Here is an 18,197-nt window from a genome sequence, read left to right as displayed (position 1 = left end):
CGGCGCGCGGCCTAGGCGGCGTTGAGGCGCAGCTCCGCCCGCGCCTCCTCGACATCGGACGCGGCCGGGCGATCCTGCGCGACCAGGATCTGCCCCGCGCCGGCCTCCTCGGCGAGGGCGTAGAGGTCGGCCAGCGCCGGATCCTCGGCATCGGCGTTCGACGCGATGACGACGCTGTCCATGAAGCCGGCCACGAGCTCGAGGAGGTCGACGGCTCCCGGCGCGGCGTGGAGCCGGAAGACCACCCAGTCGTAGGCCTCGGCCATGGCCTCGAAGGTAAGAGCCAGGGCATCGGGCTCGTCGAACAGGACGGTCGACTCCAGCAGCCCCGCCTCGATCCGATGCTGGCCGCCGTCCCGGCGTGCCTGGATCACGTCGAGGAACGCGGCCTCGCCGGCGATGAGGTCGGCGAAGCCGAGCCGCGCCGTGCCGTCGTTCGGCAGGTTCAGGTCGACGGCGACGAGGCTCCCCTCGCGACCGAGGGCGCGGGTCAGGGCCTCGGGCAGCGTCGGGACGCCGCGACGGGCTTCGGTCTCGACGATCAGGACGCGGCGACCCGCCTGCGCCTCCGGTGCGCGGGGCGCCGCCGCGATGCGCGCGACGAGCGGCGCGAGATCGAACGTGTCGGGGGAGCGGATCGCCGCGGCCGCGGCGGGCGCCGCCGGCGCGGCGGCAGCCGCGCCCGACGCCTCGGACCAGCGGGCGGCCGGCGTCGCCTCCGGGAAGGTGAAGGACGGCCGATCCAGCACCGGCTCGCGGCGCCGCCGATCGTCTGCCGGATCGCCGTCGCGGTCGCCGGCGGCGCGGCCGGACTCGGCGAGCAGCGCGCTGGCGATGACCCCGCCGACCGAGAGCATCAGCGTCAGCAGCGTCGCGAAAGCGACGATCGGCAGCTTCTTCGGGAAGGACGGAACCTCGGGCGTCACCGCGCGGGACACGATGCGGGCGTCGGCGGGGGTCGCGGCCTCGCCGTCGCGCGCCGCCGCCTCGCGGTAGCGGCCGAGATAGGATTCGAGCTGCTCGCGCTGCGCCTTGGCCTCGCGCTCCAGCGCGCGGAGCTGGATCTCGCTGGCGTTGCCGCGGACGACGACGTCCTGCTGGCCGTCGACGGCGGCCTGAAGGCTCTCGACCCGGGCGCCGGCGATCTTGGCGTCGTTCTCCATCGTGCGCACGACGCGCTCGGCCGAGGCCTTGATCTGGGCGTCGAGGTCCTCGAGCTGGGCGTGCAGCTCCTTGATCCGCGGGTGAGCCGACAGGAGGGTCCGCGACTCGAGGGCGAGCTGGGCGCGCACGGAGATCCGGTTCTCGACGATCCGGCGGATGACCTCGTTGTTCGCGACGTCGGGAATCTCGAAGGCGCGCCCGTCCTTGATCAGGTCCTTGATGGCCTTCACCTTGCCGTCGAGGTCGGCCTTCAGGCTCCGCGCCGCGGAGAGTTGGCTCGACAGCTCGCCGAGCTGCTGGGCGTTGAGCGGCCGCCCGGCCAAGCCGGTGCTGCCTACGAGGCCGTTCTTGGCGCGGAACGCCTCGACCTTGGCCTCCGCCTCGGCGACGCGCTTGCGCAGCCCGTCGATGTTGCCGCCGAGCCAGGTGGAGGCGTAGCGGGCGGTGTCGACCTTATCGGCCTCCAGCGAGCCGATGTAGAGCTTGGCGATGGTGTTGGCGGCCTCGGCCGCGAGCTTCGGGTCCTTCGCGCGGAACTCGATCGTCAGGATGCGCGACTTGCCGGCAGGGAAGACCAGGAGGTGGTCGAAGTAGGCGTCGAGGACCCGGTCCTCGGCGGGGCGGTCCAGGGGATTGGGACCGATGCCGAGCATCATCAGCACGCGCTGCACGGCGCCGATGCTGCCCGCGCCGGGATCGAACTCGGCGTTGCCGACGAGCTTGAGCCGGCGGATCGCCTCGCGGGCGAGATCGCGGGACATCACGACCTGCACCTGGCTCGCCACCGCCTGCTCGTCGATCGGCGCGAGCTGGTCGCCGCGCTCCTGCGCGGTGCGGGCGAAGGCCGGGTCGCGGCTCTCGAGCAGCACCTTCGCCTCGCCGGTGTAGCGGGGGCTCACCACGTTGACGAAGACGCTCGCGCCCAGGGCGACCACCAGGGTCGGCCCGACGATCCAGCCGATCGAGCGCCGCAGGATCCGCGGCAGCTGCGCGAGGCCGAGGCCTTCCTCGGCGCGCGGCTGGGATCCGGGCACGGCGTAGGTCGAGCGTTGACGGATCGTGGACATGCGGACGCTCTGAACGCGGAGACAGGCCGGGCAGGCATTACTGCCGTCCCGCGGCCATTAGTGGATGTTAAGGTTGCTCAAGAGTTAAGGGCCGCGCGGGCCGGTGACGGCGCCGCCTCCGGCCGGCGGTGATCAAGTTTCATTAACCTTAACGGCCTACATCACCCCGCAACTGCATCCATGACGGCGATGGTGATGAACCGGCGCGCTCTGCTCCTCGCACTCGGCTCGACTCTGGCGCTCGGCGGCTGCCTGCGGCCGAGCTTCCGCACCGACCAGCTCGATGCCACCGGCACCGGCTCGATCGCCGCGCGGTACACGCTGGCGGCGGGCGACAAGCTGCGGGTGATCGTGTTCGGCCAGGACAACCTGTCCAACATATACGCGGTTGACGGCGCGGGGCGCATCGCCATGCCGCTGATCGGGACCGTGCAGGTGGGCGGCCAGACGACCGCGCAGGCGGCGAAGGCGATCGAGGCCAAGCTGGCCTCCGGATACGTGCGCGAGCCGCACGTCACCGTGGAAGTGGACGCCTACCGACCGTTCTACATCCTCGGCGAAGTCACCACCTCCGGTCAGTACCCGTTCGTCAACGGCATGACCGTGGAGACGGCGGTGGCGATCGCGGCCGGTTTCGGCCCGAGGGCAGCGCGCGATTACGCCGTCCTGACCCGCGACGCCGGCGGCTCGCTGATCTCCGGGATCGTGCCGATGACCTACGCGGTCCGGCCGGGCGACACGATCGTCATCAAGGAACGCTTCTTCTGAGCGGCGCCGCGCCGGTCACTGCCCGCCCTGCCACGGGTTGATCACCCGCATGGCGGTCTTCTGCGCGGGGATCGGCGTCGCCGCCTCGGGCATCGGCTGCCGGGCGCGGGCCATCATCCGCCGCGCCTCCTGCGCGGGCACGGCGCCGACCGGCGTGAACAGCCCGGCCAGGACCTTCCGCGTGCCCCGGCTCACGAAGCGCGAGTTCTGAACCGGCTCGAAATCCCGGATCGCGTGGCGCTTGTCGGGATTCCCGGTGAACACCCGGGCGCCGGAATTCAGCACCACGATGTCGCCCGGCCGCAGCGTCTCGTCCTTGAGCAGTGCCGCCGTCGCGCCGCCCTTCATGTCGATGGGGGTCTGGCGCTCGCTGATCTCCCGCTCCTTGACGCGGATCTTGAGCGGGAGCGCCGCGTAGCGGGTCTGGAAGCGGCGGCGCGCCGCCCCGAGCCGCGGGGTCGCGTGGCGGCCGAAGGGGCGTCCGTCGAAGGCGGGGGCCGGGGCAGGGGCCGGCTGGGCCTGCTGCGGGGCCGGCCGGGCGCCGAACAGCATCTCGAGGAAACCGACCTCGGCGGCCTGGGCGCGCAGCGCCGACCCGGCGAGGAGACCGCCGGCCGCCATGACGGCCAGCAAGCTGCTCGTGCGAAGCCTCATAGCACCCTCCGGAAGCGACGCCCGACACGAGCATCCGACCCTCAACCGCAAGGCGTACTGGAGGGTTCCGGATGATTAAGAGTCTGCTTAGGAACGCCCCGCGGCGACCCACCGGCGCGGGATTCGACGTCCCCGCGGTCAGGAGCCCGGCGCGCCCGAGCGCGCAGGGACGCGGTCTAGCCCGGCGCCGACTGCTCGCCCTCGCCGATGCAGTCGAGGGCGCGCTCCACGGCGCTCACGGCATCCAGGAGATGCTGGACGGTGCGCTCGACCTCGATCGCCGGACGCCCCATCGCGGCGGCGCGGGCGCTCACATCCTCGAGCTGCTCCAGCAGGGCGAGGAGATCACCGGCCACGGTCACAACTTCGCAGCGAGCGAGGCGGGTGACGGTCGGGCGCGGACGGAAGGGCAAGACGTTGCTCATCGCGGAGGGTTGTCGCCCGAAACGACCGGGATTCGCCAGGGGGAGGGGGCCGAACTCAACACGATTGGCCGGCCCTATCCGCCGCAATCCCGGTCTGTGGTGGATTTTCCGTGGCCGGCGCGCATCGGAGGCGGCAGAACGGATTTACATCTTGCGCGCGACCTTGACGGAGGCGCCTCCGCGCTGACCATGCCGCGAGACGTCCCGTGAGGGCCGCTCCGGCCGTGGCCGGTCGCGGGCCGGCCACGGCCCGCTTTCAGGATACGCGATGCGCTTGACCCTTCTCGCCCTCTCCGCGCTGACGCTCGGCGGCCTCTGCGCCTGCAGCACCAGCGACGGCCCGGATTCCCGCAGCGGCCTCGCCGAGACCTTCAACCTCGACAACTACCGGGCCTCGGGTAACACCAACGGCACCCAGACCCGCCGCGACGTGAACCGCGCCTACACCCAGCCGACGCTGCCGACGATCGGCAACCGCGGGATGTGAGGCGCGCGCGGCGCGTCACCGCTTGGTGAGCGCGTCCGCGAAGGTGGCAATCCGGTTGCGGGCGTAGACCGGCAGGCCGGCGCTGATCGAGTTGCCGGTGTTGAAGCTGGAATTACCCATCAGCACCTGCGCGGGCAGCAGATTCTTGAGTACCGGCACGCGGGCGTACTCGGCCTTGCGGTCGAGGACATCGCCCTTGATCGCCAGCGCCATGTAGGTCGTGACCACCGTCTTGGTCGGGTCGTTCGGCATCGGCTGGAACACGGCCAGGAACTTGCCGAAGCGCAGGATCTGGTTGACCCAGAAGATCGTCTGCTCCAGGCCGCCGGTCACCGCGGTGTCGATCTTGGTCAGCGCCTTGAGCCGGTCGCCCTGGTCCGGCCCGAGCACCCGCAACTCGCTCTGGAACGAGACGAACTCGGCGATCTTCTTGGTCGAGCCTTCCTCGAGCTTGTTGGCGAGCTTCACGCCGAGTGGCAGCTTGCCCTCGAGGTCGTAGCGCGACTCGATGCAGGCGCCGGCGCCCTCGCACCACGGACGATCGGGACGCTTGGCGAAGGCGGCGGCCGGGTCCTTGTTGGGCGTCACGTCGGCGACCGCCAGGGTGCGGTGCTTGATCGCCGGGTCCATCTTCTGGACGAAGGCGAGGTTGGCGAAGGCCTGGAGGTCGATCGCCTCGGGCGGCCGCGGGACGACGAAGCGCCCCTCGGCGACGTAGACCTTCAGGGTCTCGTGCCGCGGCTTGGTCACGCCGTTCACCGTGACCGTGTAGTCCGGCTCCTTGTAGCCCGGATACGGGGCGAGCGCCGCCGCCTCGGCCGGCCGCGCCTTCAGCCAGTCGAGATACGGGATCAGGCCGTTCTCCGGCGCCGACGGGTTGTCGCGATGGTCGGTGAACAGGATCTGGCCGGGCTTGATCGCGGCCGGATCGACGGCCGTGACCGAGGGCACCTCCTTGATCCGCTCGGGCCCCGGCGCCGGGGCGGTGTTGGCGGCGGGCGTCTGGGCGCGCGCCGGGAGGGCCGGGAGCGCGGCCGTGAGGGCGGCCGCCAGGGCCGCGGGAAGCTGCTGGCGCAACGGGATTCTCGTCTGTCGGGGAGGGCTGTCAGTAACCGGGGTCTTCGCCGAACAGGTAGTCGGGATCGCGGCGGCGCGGGCGGCGCGCGTCGTCATCCCCGCCGAAGGGCGAGCGATTCGTCTGGCCCGGCCAGGGCTTGTAGGGATCCTGACCGTAGAGATCCACGTCGCCCTGCGCGCGGCGGCTGCGCGGCGCGGGACGCTCGCCGAACGGGTCGAGGAAATCGGATCGCGGCCGCTCGCCGGTCATGTTGCCGTAGTAGTCGCCCGCGACGCTCGCGCCGTCGTCGCCGGCAAGGTCGCCGTCCTGCGCGTCCGGCCGCATGGCGTAGAGCGTCTCGCGGGGCACGAGGCGGTACTGGGTGTCCGCCATGCGCCCGTCGCCGCTGGTGCGGAAATGCTCGAGGAAACCGCCGCCCGCGACCCGTACGCCGCTGCGCGGGTCGATCGGCAGGTCGGCGATGAACGGGCGCGCCTCGGGGGAGGGGCCCCGAAGCGGCGTCTTGGCAACGCCATTCGCCCAGGCCGCCTGCAAGATCGCCGAGGCGATCGGCACCGAGACGTGGCCGCCGGTCTGGCCACGGCCGAGCGTCTTGCGGGTGCCGTCGGCGTTGTCGTAGCCGACCCAGACAACCACGCTGATCTCGTTGGTCAGTCCGGCGAACCACGCGTCGTTCTCGTTCTCCGAGGTGCCGGTCTTGCCCGCGACGTAGGCCGAGACCTTCGCGAGCGCCGCGGCCGTGCCGTGCTGCGTCACGCCCTGCAGCATGGTCTTCAGCTGGTAGAAGGCCACGCGGTCCGCCGAGGCGATCCGCATCGGCTCCTTGGCGGCGTGCGCGTAGAGCGGTTTGCCGTCCCGCTCGACCGATTCGAGCGCGTAGGGCGCCGGGCGGGCCCCCTCGTTGGCCACCGCCGCGTAGAAGCCCGCGAGGTCGAGCATCCGCACCGGCTGCGCGCCGAGGACGAAGGGGTAGTAGGGCTCGCACTCGGCGTAGATCTGCGCCTCGAGGGCGATGTCGCAGACCCGCTTCAGGCTCGCCGGCGCCTTCGGGGCGATCCCGCCCTGGAGGAGCCGGGCGGTGACGAGGTTCTTGGAGAATTCCAGGCCGCGCCGCAGGGTCGTCGGTCCCGAGCCGCCGCCCTCGTAGTTCTTCGGCGACCAGGAATCGCCGGCCCCGCCGATGGGCGGCAGGGTCACGGCGGAATCCATCACCAGGGTGTTCGGCTGCAGGCCGGCGTTGAGCGCGGCGAGGTAAGTCAACGGCTTCAGCGTCGAGCCGGGCTGGCGCACCGTCTGGGTGACCCGGTTGAGCTGGCTCAGCGGGTAGGAGAAGCCGCCGGCCATCGCGAGGATCCGGCCGGTCTGGTTCTCCAATACCAGGGCCGCGCCCTGGACGGTCGGCCGGACGCGGAGCTGCGCGCGCGGGCCGCCCTTGCCGGCGCTGACCTTCACGCGGATCACGTCGTAGAGCTGCAGCTTGCCGCGGGCGATGCCGGGGTCGAGGGAGGCGGTGCGGCCGTCGGCGAGGCCCACCTTCACGCCGCCGCGGCCGGTCTCCAGCACCACCGCCATCGGCCAGTGAACGTCGTAGAGGACCGGGCGGGCGCTCTCGAGCGCCAGCAGCCACGCCGGCTTCTTCTGCGGCACGGCCGCGACCCTCTCGCCGCGGCGCGGTTTCGCGGCCGGCCCGGCCTCCGGTCTGGCGTCGGATTTCGCGGCCTCCGGCCGCGCGCCGGTGACGGCGGGCGCGGCCGAGGCGGAGCCCTCCGGTGCCGGCGTCGCCGCCTGGATACGCCGGACGCTGTCGGCGAGGTTGAGTTCCGGCCCCGTGAAGGCCTGACGGCCGGTGGCGCGCTCGTAATTGGCGAGGCCGTCCTGAAGGGCGTCCTCGACGGCGCGCTGCAGCCCCGCGTTGATCGTCGAACGGACGGTCAGCGAGCCGGAGGTCAGCGAATCCACGCCCGCGAAGGTGCGGGCCTCGCGATTGAGGAAATCCACGACGTAGAAGCCGGAATCGCGGCGCGCGGTCTCGATCGGCTTCAGACCGAGATCGGACTTGATCGCCGCGCTCATCTCGGCCTCGGTGATCGTGCCCTCTTCCTTGAGGCGGGCGAGCACGTAGGCGCGCCGCTCCCGCGCGCGGTCGGGGTACTTGTCCGGGCTGTAGAAGTTCGGCCCCTTGGGCATGCCGGCGAGGAGCGCCGCTTCCGGCAGGGTCAGCTGCCCCACCGGCTTCCCGAAATAGCTCTGCGCGGCCATCTCGATGCCGTAGGCGCCGCGGCCGAGATAGATGCCGTTGAGGTAGAGCCCCAGGATCTGCGGCTTCGTCAGGATGCGCTCCAGCCGCGACGCGACGATCATCTCGCGGATCTTGCGCTCGTAGGTGACGTCGTCGCCGACCGAGAGGTTCTTGACCACCTGCTGGGTGATGGTCGAGCCGCCCGCCGGCCGCCCCGGCGAGGCGAGGTTGGCGATGAAGGCGCGGATCACCCCGCGCTCGTCGATCCCGTGATGGGTCTCGAAGCGCTTGTCCTCGGCGGCGATGAACGCCTTCTGGACGAGGTTCGGGACCGCCGTGATCGGCACCACGATGCGGCGGCCGTTCGGCTCCGACGCCTCGGCGAAGGGCTTGCCGGCGCCGTCGAGGATCCGGGTCATCCCCGGCAGGGCCTTGTCGCGCAGGGCCTCGGCGCTGGGCAGATCCTTGGTGGCGTTGTCGTAGAACTCGATCACCGCCTTCGCGTCGAAGGGCGAGTTCGCCGGGTTCTCGCCCTTGCAGAACTGCTTGTAGCTCGTGTTCAGCTCGGTCAGGTCGAGACCGTGCAGGATCTTCGGCGCGGCCGGACCGGCGACCGTGGACGGATCCTCCATCGCGGTGGTGATCAACTCGTCGAGATTGATGTCCTCGATGTCGAAGGCCTTGCGCATGTGGGCGCAGCCGTCGCGCAGAAGGCGCACCACCTCCGGGCCGTCGGTCGCGGGATCGAACTGCGTCCGGACCGCGTCCGGCCGTGTCGTGACCTGGCTGAGCGTCAGGGCGGTCGCGAACAGCTTGATCAGGATGGCGTTCATACGGGCCGGGTTCGGGGGACGCGACGGGGCGAGCGCGGACCTTTCGGGAGCGCGCCTGAACAGGGCGTGCACAACGCGGCTGATTTAAGGAGACGCCGCACGGCAACGCTTTGGCCGACTCCCACGTTCGTGAGGCGCGACGACGCCGGGGGGCCCATGATCAACGACCTGTGGTACAAGAACGCGATCATCTACTGCCTGTCCGTCGGCACGTTCATGGACGCCAACGGCGACGGCATCGGCGACTTCGCCGGCCTTGAACGCCGGCTGGACTACATCCAGGGCCTGGGCGCCACCGCGGTCTGGCTGATGCCGTTCCAGCCCTCGCCCAAGAAGGACGGCGGCTACGACATCGCCGACTATTACGGCGTCGATCCGGATTACGGCTCGCTCGGGGACTTCGTCGCCTTCACGCACGCCGCAAAGCAGCGGGGCCTGCGCGTCCTCATCGACCTCGTCGTCAACCACACCTCGGACCAGCACCCGTGGTTCCAGTCGGCCCGGTCCGACCCCAGATCGCCCTACCGCGACTGGTACGTCTGGTCGAAGGAGCGCCCCGCAACCGCCGACGAGGGCATGGTCTTCCCGGGCGTTCAGGAGACCACCTGGACCTACGACACCAAGGCCAAGGCCTGGTACTTCCACCGCTTCTTCAACTTCCAGCCGGATCTCAACACCGCCAATCCGGAGGTGCTGGCCGAGATCCTGAAGATCATGGGCTTCTGGATCCAGCTCGGCGTCTCCGGCTTCCGCATGGACGCGGTGCCGTTCGTCATCGCCGAGAAGGGCGCCGATGTCGGCGGCAAGCCCCGCGAGCAGTTCGAGATGCTGCGCGACCTGCGCGAGTTCCTGCAGTGGCGCCAGGGCGACGCGATCATCCTGGCCGAGGCCAACATCCTGCCGAAGCAGGACCTCGACTATTTCGGCGACGATGCCGACCGCATGCACATGATGTTCAACTTCCAGGTCAATCAGGCGACCTTCTACGCCCTGGCGGCCCACGATGCGCGGCCCCTCGTCAAGGCGATCGAGCGGACGAAGCCGCGCCCGCTCTCCTGCCAGTGGGGCATCTTCCTGCGGAACCACGACGAGCTCGATCTGGGACGCCTCACCGACAAGCAGCGCCAGAGCGTGTTCGACGCCTTCGGACCCGAGAAGGGGATGCAGCTCTACGACCGCGGCATCCGCCGCCGCTTCGCGCCGATGCTGGCGGGCGATCCCCGCCGGATCCGCCTCGCCTACTCGCTGATGTTCACCCTCCCGGGAACGCCGGTGCTGCGCTACGGCGACGAGATCGGCATGGGCGACGAGCTGGCTCTGCCGGAGCGCGACTGCGCCCGCACGCCGATGCAGTGGACGAGCGAGCACCAGGGCGGGTTCTCGACGGCCGAGCGCACCGTCCTGCCGCTGATCGACCACGGCCCCTACGGCTACGCGCACGTGAACGTCGCCGACCAGCGCCACGAGGAGGGCTCGCTGCTCAACTGGATGCAGAGCATGATCCGGCAGCGCAAGGAGGCGCCGGAGATCGGCTGGGGCGACGTCGTCGCGATGGAGACCGGGCGCCCGTCGGTCCTGGCGCTGCGCTACGCGTGGCGCGGCAATGCCATCCTGTGCGTCCACAACCTGGCGCCGGAGCCCGTGGAGGTCGCGATGGCGTCGGGATCCGAGGATCGCGAGCACGACATCCTCGTCGACCTGCTCACCGGCGCCCGCAGCGAAGTGAAGGACGACGGGCGCCACTGCCTGTTCCTGGAGGGATACGGCTACCACTGGTTCCGCGTCGGCGGGCTCGACGCGCTGCTGAAGCGGCGGCCGACGTGAGGAATACCGGGGCCCGGCTCGCCCTCGGCCGGCCGACACGGTAGGACAGGCCGGAGCGAGGTGGGACATGGCCCGGACGAAGCATCATCCCCCGGACGCGACGATCGCCGACGTCCTGCCGGATCTCGCCGACGGCGAGGCCTACCTGCGCCAGGTCCTGAGCACCATGCGGATGTGCCAGAAGCATCACGGCGACGCCTGGGTGCGGATCGGCGTGACCGGCCGTTCCCCGACGCCGTCCTACCGGATCGACCGGCCGGACGAGACGGCGCGGGGCGACGGTGCCGTCGAGGCGGGCAGAGCCCTGTTCGGCGCCTATGGCGGGCGGTCCCACGACCGGTTCACCCAGGTCAACGCCGCGGAGACCCGCTGGAGCTCGCGGGCGCTCGGCATGGCCGAGATGCTGGCGCTTCACGACAGCCTGCGCCGCCCCAGGGGCAACGCGGCCTGAGCGTGCCGCGCAGGGTGCCGCCCACCGGCGTTCTACGCTAAACTGGGGCGGAGGGCGTCCGGAGCGGCGCCACCAACACGCGGGACGACATGCCAGGTACGCCACGCGCCGGGATCATCCCGGTCACGCCCTTCCAGCAGAATTGCACCCTGATCTGGGATGACGCCACCAAGGTCGGCGCCGTCGTCGATCCCGGCGGCGACCTCGACCGGATCGAGGCGGCGATCCGCGAGCAGGGCGTCACCGTCGAGAAGATCCTGCTGACCCACGGGCACGTCGACCACGCCGCCGGCGCCGACGAGCTGCGCGAACGCCTCGGCGTGCCGATCGAGGGCCCGCACCAGGCCGACAAGTTCCTGCTCGATTCCCTGCCCGAGACGGCGGCCAATTACGGCCTCGGCGCCGCCCGGCCGGTCACGCCCGACCGGTGGCTCGACGAGGGCGACGCCGTGACGGTCGGCGGGCTCGGCTTCGACATCCTCCACTGCCCCGGCCACTCGCCGGGCAGCGTCGTATTCGTGAGCCGGGACGCGCGCTTCGCCCTCGTCGGCGACGTGGTGTTCAAGGGCTCGGTCGGCCGCACCGACCTGCCCGGCGGCAACCACGAGCAGCTCATCCGCGCCATCAAGGACAAGGTGCTGCCGCTGGGCGACGACGTCGCCTTCATCCCCGGCCATGGACCGACCAGCACTCTCGGCGCGGAGCGCGTGTCCAACCCCTTCCTGCAGGATTGACGCGCATGGACAGGCGCCGCATCGGCCGCTCCGACCTGACGGTCGCGCCGTTCTGCCTCGGCGGCAACGTCTTCGGCTGGACGGCCGACGAGGCCGCGTCCTTCGCGATCCTCGACCGGTTCGTGGAGAGCGGCTTCGACTTCATCGACACCGCCGACGTCTACTCGCGCTGGGCCCCCGGCCATGTCGGCGGGGAATCCGAGACGGTGATCGGCAAGTGGCTCGCGGCCCGACCGGGCGCGCGCGACCGGATCGTCCTGGCGACCAAGGTCGGCATGGACCTGGGCGAGGCCGGCCAGGGCCTCTCGGCGGCCCATATCGAGCGGGCCTGCGAGGCCTCGCTGCGGCGCCTCGGGGTCGACCGGATCGACCTGTACCAGTCGCATCTCGACGACGCGGCGGTGCCCCTCGAGGAGACCCTGAGGGCGCACGAGCGCCTGATCGCGGCCGGCAAGGTCCGGGCGATCGGCGCCTCGAACTACACCGCGGCCCGGCTCGCGGAGGCGCTGGCAGTCTCGGCCTCCGCGGGCCTGCCGCGCTACGAGTGCTTGCAGCCCGATTACAGCCTCGCCCAGCGCGGCTACGAGGCCGAGCTTGAGCCGCTCTGCCGGGCGGAGCAGATCGGCGTGATCGGCTACTTCTCCCTGGCGGCCGGCTTCCTGACCGGCAAATACCGCAGTGCCGACGACGCGGCGGGACGCCCGCGGGAGAACCGGGTCGCCAAGTACCTGAACCCCCGCGGCCTCGCGCTGCTCGACGTCCTCGATTCGGTCGCGCAGGCCCACGGCGCGAGTCCGGCCCAGGTCGCGCTCGCCTGGATCATCGCCCGCCCCGGCATCACCGCGCCCATCGCGAGCGCGACCTCCGTGGCGCAGCTCGACGAGCTGCTCGGCGCCGTCCGGCTGACCCTCGCACCCGGGGCGATCGACCGCCTGGATGCGGCGAGCGCGGGCGGCATCGAGGGCTAACGCAGCGTTAAGCGACGGGCGTCACAAAAGCGACGGGACGGGCCCGCCGCGGACCCGTAAAATCGTGCAATCTCAACGCGGAACCCCTATATCAGGCGGACCAAGCGAGAGTTCAGGCGCGGGCGCCCGAGGGCGCATCTGCCACCGACGCGATCAGGCCCGCCTGCCGAGGAAGTTCATGGCCGACACCCCCCAGACCGAGCCCGCCGATTACGGCGCGGAATCCATCCGCGTGCTGAAGGGCCTCGACGCCGTCCGCAAGCGGCCCGGCATGTATATCGGCGACACCGACGACGGCTCCGGCCTCCACCACATGGTGTACGAGGTCGTGGACAACGCCATCGATGAGGCCCTGGCCGGCCACGCCGACCTCGTCACCGTGACGCTCAACGCCGACGGCTCCTGCACGGTCTCCGACAACGGGCGCGGCATCCCGGTGGACATTCACAAGGAGGAGGGCGTCTCGGCGGCCGAGGTCATCATGACCCAGCTGCACGCCGGCGGGAAGTTCGACCAGAACTCCTACAAGGTCTCCGGCGGCCTGCACGGCGTCGGCGTCTCGGTGGTGAACGCCCTGTCGTCCTGGCTGCGCCTGCGCATCTGGCGCAACGACAACGAGCACGCGATGGAGTTCCGCCACGGCGACGCCGTGGCGCCCCTGGAGATCATCGGGCCCGGAAACGGAAGGCGCGGCACGGAAGTCACCTTCCTGCCGTCGACCGACACCTTCACGATGATCGAATTCGACTACGGCACGCTGGAGAAGCGCCTGCGCGAGCTCGCCTTCCTCAATTCCGGCGTCCGTATCGTCTTGACCGATGCCCGCCACGCCGAGAAGAAGCGCGAGGAGCTGTACTACGAGGGCGGCATCGAGGCCTTCGTCCGGTACCTCGACCGCTCCCGCAAGCCGATCGACGGGATGACGAGCCCCGTCGTCGTCAGCTCCGAGCGTGATGGAATTCGCGTCGAGGTCGCGTTCTGGTGGAACGACTCGTTCAACGAGACAGTCCTGCCCTTCACCAACAACATCCCGCAGCGCGACGGCGGCACGCACATGGCCGGCTTCCGGGCGGCCCTGACCCGGCAGGTCACCGGCTACGCGGAATCGTCGGGCATCGCCAAGAAGGAGAAGGTCTCGCTCACCGGCGAGGATTGCCGCGAGGGCCTCACCGCGGTCATCTCGGTGCAGGTGCCGGACCCGAAATTCTCGTCGCAGACCAAGGACAAGCTCGTCTCGTCCGAGGTGCGCCCGGCCGTGGAGAACGTGCTCAATGAGGGCCTGTCCACGTGGCTCGAGGAGAATCCGAGCCAGGCGCGGTCGGTGATGGGCAAGGTGGTGCTGGCGGCCTCCGCCCGCGAGGCCGCCCGCAAGGCGCGCGAGACCGTGACCCGCAAGGGCGCGCTCGACATCGCCTCGCTGCCCGGCAAGCTCGCCGACTGCCAGGAGCGCGACCCGACCAAGTGCGAGATCCTGCTGGTGGAGGGCGATTCCGCCGGCGGCTCGGCCAAGCAGGGCCGCGACCGGACCTTCCAGGCCGTGCTGCCCCTGCGCGGCAAGATCCTCAACGTCGAGCGCGTGCGCGCGGACCGGATGCTGTCCTCCGCGGAGATCGGCACCCTGATCACGGCGCTGGGCGCCGGGATCGGGCGCTCCTCCACGGACCGGGAGGGCTTCAACCCGGAGAAGTTGCGCTACCACCGCATCATCATCATGACCGACGCGGACGTGGACGGCTCGCACATCCGCACTCTGCTGCTCACCTTCTTCTTCCGGCAGATGCCGGAGCTGATCGAGCGCGGCCACCTCTACATCGCGCAGCCGCCGCTCTACAAAGCCGAGCGCGGGCGCCGGGCGATCTACCTGAAGGACGAGCGCGCCCTCGAGGATTACCTGATCGACCAGGGCACCGACGGCGCGATCCTGCGACTCTCTACCGGCGCGGAGTTCGCCGGGGCGCAGCTCAAGAGCCTCGTCGAGGAGGCCCGGACCTTCCGGAGCATCCTGCAGGGCCTGCACACGCGATACGACCGCTCCGTGGTCGAGCAGGCGGTGCTGGCCGGCGCCTTCGATGCCGAGGCGGCGTCGCGGGCGGGTGAGGCCGAGGTCCTGGCCGACATGACCGCCCGCCGGCTCGACGCGATCGCCGACGAGATCGAGCGCGGCTGGCAGGGCGAGTCGTTCGAGGGCGGCTATCGCCTGAGCCGGACGCTCCGGGGCGTTCGCCAAGTCTCGACCCTCGACGCCGGCCTGATCACCTCGCAGGAGGCCCGGCGCCTCTCCGAGCGGGCCGACGCCTTCCGGGAGATCTACGGCGAGCCGGCCACGCTGATGCGGAAGTCCGACGAGACGGTTCTGCACGGGCCCGTGGCGCTCTTCGAGGCGGTGATGGCCTTCGGCCGCAAGGGCCTTCAGCTCCAGCGGTACAAGGGCCTCGGCGAGATGACCGCCCAGCAGCTCTGGGAGACCACGCTCGACCGCGACGTGCGCTCGCTGCTGCAGGTCAAGGTCAAGGACGTCACCGATGCCGACGACCTGTTCGTGAAGCTGATGGGCGACGTGGTCGAGCCGCGGCGCGAGTTCATCCAGGAGAACGCGCTGAGCGTCGCGAACCTGGACGTGTGACGCGCACCGCTGCGGGCCGCGCGCCCGCGCGTTCTAGTCCGCTCCGACGACCGCGAAGGGATCGATCAGCCCGCACCGGATGCAGCAGTAGACGAGTTCCACGTCCGAGCTGACGCCGAGCTTCGATTTGATGGCGTAGTGATAGTTCGCGACGGTCTTGGGCGAGAGGCTGAGATCGGCCGCGATCGCGTCCGTGTGCCGTGCGTCGAGGATCATCCGCAGGATCTCGAATTCCCGAGGCGACAGCTGGTCGATCGGGGACGTCTCCTCCGCCAGCCGGCTCGCGGCCAGCAGGTGCGAGATCTCCGCGCACAGGGTCAGCTTGTTGTTGAACACGCTTCGCACCGCTTCGATGAGGAGATCCGAAGCGCTGCTCTTGGTGATGTAGCCGCGGGCGCCGGCGCGTATGGCCTGGAGCGCGTAGCTCACCGCGGCATGAACGCTGAAGACGAGGATGCGGGCGCTCGGATCCACCTGCCGGATCTGACGGATGGCGTCGATCCCACCGCGGCCGGGCATGCTGATGTCCATGATGACGACGTCCGGCTCCACCATGCGGTAGGCGCGATAGGCCTCCGCGCCGTCCCCGGCCTCGGCGGCGACCTCCATGTCGGGCTGCCGCTCCAGGAGCCGCCGATAGCCCTCCCGCACGACGGCGTGATCGTCGACGAGCATCACGCGTATGCGCCGTTTGGTCATGACACCTCGTCGCCCGCGAGCGCGGCGTGAAAGCGGACCCGCAGGCGGAATCCGCCGCCCGGGGACGTTTCCGTCACGATCTGCCCGCCGAGCGCGTGGACGCGATCGCGCATGCCGAGCAGGCCGAGACCGGAATGCGGGCGCTCCAGCGCCTCCACGGGGGCGCCGCTCCCGTCGTCCGTGAGGATCAGCTGGACCTCGGCGCCGCCGTCGGTCTCCGCGACGTTCAGCGCGATCGCGACGGTGCGCGCGGCCGCGTGGCGGACGGCGTTGGTGAGGCCTTCCTGGACGATCCGGTAGATATGGGCCGCCGCGTCGGAGGGCAGGCGATCGGCCTGCGCGTCGGCCGCGAACGTGACGTGGATCCGGCCCCCGGCGCGCTGCGCCTGGGCGGCGATCAGACTCCGGAGCGCGACCCGCAGCCCGAGATCGTCGATCTCCGGCGGCCTGAGCGCGGCGAGGGTGCTCCGAAGAGCGCGCACGGCTTCCGACGCCATGGTGGCGAGTTCGGCACTCTCGGCCACGACCGAAGGCGACGAGGAGCGCGCGCCCTCCTGGATCGACCGGGCGAGAAGGCTCAACGCCGTCAGACGCTGCGCGACGTCGTCGTGCAGTTCGAGCGACAGCCACCGCCGCTCCTGCTCCTGGGCATCGATCAGCCGGCGCGCGAGCTCGGCACGTTCCCGCGTGGCGACTTGGAGATGGCTGGCAAGCTGATTGAAGACCGTCGCGATGCGTCGGAGCTCGCGCAGGCGGAGGCTCGGCAGACGCCATCCGAGGTCGCCCTTCGCGACGCGATCGATACCGACCAGGATCTCGTTGGCGGGACGCAGCGCGTGCGCCACCGCGCCGTAGACCAGCACGCACAGGACGACGGTCATGGCCGCGAGAGCGCCGGACACCTGCTTCAGCACGATCCACGCCGACCCGACGACCGCGTCGGGATCGATGTGCGCTTCGACGATCCCGATCCGCGACCCCTGATGCTCGAGCGGCAGGCTGACGGTGGATCCGGCGAAGAAGAGGAACCGGTAGAGCGTCGCGAACCAGTCGGGTGCGGCGCGCGCGCGCGCCTCGACGCCCACGCAGCTCGACCGTGTCGGACCGGCCTTCGCCGGGATCAGCTGCACGCACTGGCCGGGTTGCAGAGCGTAACGGGTGACGATCTCCCAATCCGGGAAGCGTTGGGGAATGTCGGCCGCCCGCTCGATTCGCAGGAGCTGGAGGCGGAGCTGCTTGTGCACCTCATCGGCCGTCTCGGCGTTCCGCTGTCGGGTCTTCGCCGCGACGTCGTGCATCGCGTAGGCGGCTGCTCCGGCAGCGCAGAGGATCGCGATCAGCGCGATGCGTCCGACGAGGGCCCATTTGAGATCCAGCTCGCGCGCGTCCCAGACGGCCAGGACCTGCTTGAGCCTGAAGGGTGTCACCCGTGTTCTCCCGAAAGGCCGAGAGTACGCGAGCCCGCGACCGTCTTGGAAGGGTCCGCGGCAAGGTCGTGCGATTTGCCCGGGTCGATACGGGCGTTCTGCCGTAGCGGGTCCGAAGGCGCGCGGTCTAACAGGACGGACCCTGTCGCGAGCGCCGCCGACGGTAGAGTGGGCTCGGCGTCAGCGGATAGGTTCGATCCGGGCTCGCCCCAGCGCCGATCTGGAGATTGTCGATGCGTTTGCGCCAGAGCTGCTGTCTCGTCCTCTTCCTCGCATGCCTCGCGCCGGACGCGCGCGCGGGCGAGATGGTCATGGTCACCGGTGACGACGCCGTCCAGTGGCGCGCTGCGCCGCCATCCCTCCCGACGGGCAGCGAGATCAGCATCATCGCCGGCGATCCGGACAAGCCCGGACCGTTCACGCTCAGGCTCCGGTTCCCGCCGAACTACGTCATCGCTCCGCACACGCACGCGACCGACGAGAGCGTGACCTTGCTGTCCGGCACACTCGTCCACGATATGGGGAAGACGATCGACGCGAGCCGGGGGCAGTCTCTCCGGCCGGGTGCCTTCCTGTATCTGCCGGCCGAGATGCCCCACGCGCTCTGGACGACGCGCGACCCGGCCGTGATCCAGGTCTGGGGAACAGGGCCCTTCGGGCTCGACTACATCAACCCCTCCGACGATCCGAGGAAGACGCGCTCGGACAAGTGATCGTCCACGGGGATACGATCCGCGCGCGACAGTCGCTCCGACC

15 protein-coding genes are annotated in these 18,197 nt (G+C 70.6%); 8 read left to right on the top strand and 7 right to left on the bottom strand.

The genetic code is table 11. The features are described from left to right. Positions 1-11: 11 nt before the first annotated feature. The gene (locus tag ACLBYB_RS02950) at positions 12-2,231 is read right to left on the bottom strand and encodes a GumC family protein (protein WP_447697796.1); all 2,220 of its coding nucleotides are present in this window, start codon (positions 2,229-2,231) and stop codon (positions 12-14) included. 189 nt (positions 2,232-2,420) lie between these two features. Between ACLBYB_RS02950 and ACLBYB_RS02945 the strand changes: the two genes are divergently transcribed. Beyond that, positions 2,421-2,999 (top strand): polysaccharide biosynthesis/export family protein, encoded by a 579-nt coding sequence (locus ACLBYB_RS02945; protein ID WP_020091671.1) that lies wholly within the window; start codon positions 2,421-2,423, stop codon positions 2,997-2,999. A 15-nt stretch (positions 3,000-3,014) separates the two neighbouring features. Here ACLBYB_RS02945 and ACLBYB_RS02940 read toward each other — a convergent pair whose 3' ends face one another. Next, entirely contained in the window at positions 3,015-3,653 is a 639-nt protein-coding gene (locus tag ACLBYB_RS02940; protein ID WP_447697795.1) for a hypothetical protein, read from the bottom strand. Positions 3,654-3,829: 176 nt separating this feature from the next. After that, complete coding sequence (locus ACLBYB_RS02935; RefSeq protein WP_012317333.1) at positions 3,830-4,078, bottom strand: hypothetical protein; 249 nt, start codon at positions 4,076-4,078, stop codon at positions 3,830-3,832. A gap of 268 nt (positions 4,079-4,346) precedes the next feature. On the opposite strand from ACLBYB_RS02935, the gene ACLBYB_RS02930 reads away from it, so the two are divergent. Continuing rightward, a complete protein-coding gene (locus tag ACLBYB_RS02930) occupies positions 4,347-4,565 on the top strand; it encodes a hypothetical protein (protein ID WP_020091673.1) in 219 nt (72 codons plus the stop codon). A gap of 15 nt (positions 4,566-4,580) precedes the next feature. On the opposite strand, the gene ACLBYB_RS02925 is transcribed toward ACLBYB_RS02930, so the two are convergent. Next, positions 4,581-5,642: a hypothetical protein gene (locus ACLBYB_RS02925; protein ID WP_091678749.1), complete on the bottom strand. Its 1,062-nt coding sequence runs from the start codon at positions 5,640-5,642 to the stop codon at positions 4,581-4,583. A 28-nt stretch (positions 5,643-5,670) separates the two neighbouring features. Continuing rightward, complete coding sequence (locus ACLBYB_RS02920) at positions 5,671-8,715, bottom strand: penicillin-binding protein 1A (protein WP_447697794.1); 3,045 nt, start codon at positions 8,713-8,715, stop codon at positions 5,671-5,673. A gap of 156 nt (positions 8,716-8,871) precedes the next feature. Here ACLBYB_RS02920 and ACLBYB_RS02915 point away from each other — a divergent pair, with 156 nt between their 5' ends. From ACLBYB_RS02915 to gyrB, 5 genes are all read left to right on the top strand, one after another. After that, positions 8,872-10,539 (top strand): alpha-amylase family protein, encoded by a 1,668-nt coding sequence (locus ACLBYB_RS02915; protein ID WP_447697793.1) that lies wholly within the window; start codon positions 8,872-8,874, stop codon positions 10,537-10,539. 67 nt (positions 10,540-10,606) lie between these two features. Next, complete coding sequence (locus tag ACLBYB_RS02910; protein WP_447697792.1) at positions 10,607-10,990, top strand: hypothetical protein; 384 nt, start codon at positions 10,607-10,609, stop codon at positions 10,988-10,990. A gap of 89 nt (positions 10,991-11,079) precedes the next feature. After that, positions 11,080-11,724 (top strand): MBL fold metallo-hydrolase, encoded by a 645-nt coding sequence (locus ACLBYB_RS02905; protein ID WP_020091678.1) that lies wholly within the window; start codon positions 11,080-11,082, stop codon positions 11,722-11,724. A 5-nt stretch (positions 11,725-11,729) separates the two neighbouring features. Continuing rightward, positions 11,730-12,692 carry an aldo/keto reductase gene (locus ACLBYB_RS02900; RefSeq protein ID WP_447697791.1) on the top strand — a complete coding sequence of 321 codons (963 nt, stop codon included), beginning with the start codon at positions 11,730-11,732 and terminating at the stop codon, positions 12,690-12,692. A 178-nt stretch (positions 12,693-12,870) separates the two neighbouring features. Beyond that, on the top strand, positions 12,871-15,315 hold the full coding sequence (gene gyrB, locus ACLBYB_RS02895) for a DNA topoisomerase (ATP-hydrolyzing) subunit B (RefSeq protein WP_447697790.1): 2,445 nt from the start codon (positions 12,871-12,873) through the stop codon (positions 15,313-15,315). 33 nt (positions 15,316-15,348) lie between these two features. On the opposite strand, the gene ACLBYB_RS02890 is transcribed toward gyrB, so the two are convergent. Both ACLBYB_RS02890 and ACLBYB_RS02885 read right to left on the bottom strand, forming a co-directional pair. Continuing rightward, positions 15,349-16,014 carry a response regulator gene (locus tag ACLBYB_RS02890; protein ID WP_056521453.1) on the bottom strand — a complete coding sequence of 222 codons (666 nt, stop codon included), beginning with the start codon at positions 16,012-16,014 and terminating at the stop codon, positions 15,349-15,351. Then, on the bottom strand, positions 16,011-17,441 hold the full coding sequence (locus ACLBYB_RS02885) for a HAMP domain-containing sensor histidine kinase (RefSeq protein ID WP_447697789.1): 1,431 nt from the start codon (positions 17,439-17,441) through the stop codon (positions 16,011-16,013). The genes ACLBYB_RS02890 and ACLBYB_RS02885 overlap by 4 nt, the downstream gene beginning before the upstream one ends. Positions 17,442-17,674: 233 nt before the next feature. Between ACLBYB_RS02885 and ACLBYB_RS02880 the strand changes: the two genes are divergently transcribed. After that, positions 17,675-18,154 (top strand): cupin domain-containing protein, encoded by a 480-nt coding sequence (locus tag ACLBYB_RS02880; RefSeq protein WP_447697788.1) that lies wholly within the window; start codon positions 17,675-17,677, stop codon positions 18,152-18,154. The last annotated feature ends 43 nt before the right edge of the window (positions 18,155-18,197 follow it).

This window comes from Methylobacterium sp. D54C (assembly GCF_053345595.1).
The sequence above is the reverse complement of the archived record's forward strand: the minus strand, read 5'-3'. Positions and strand labels throughout refer to the sequence as shown.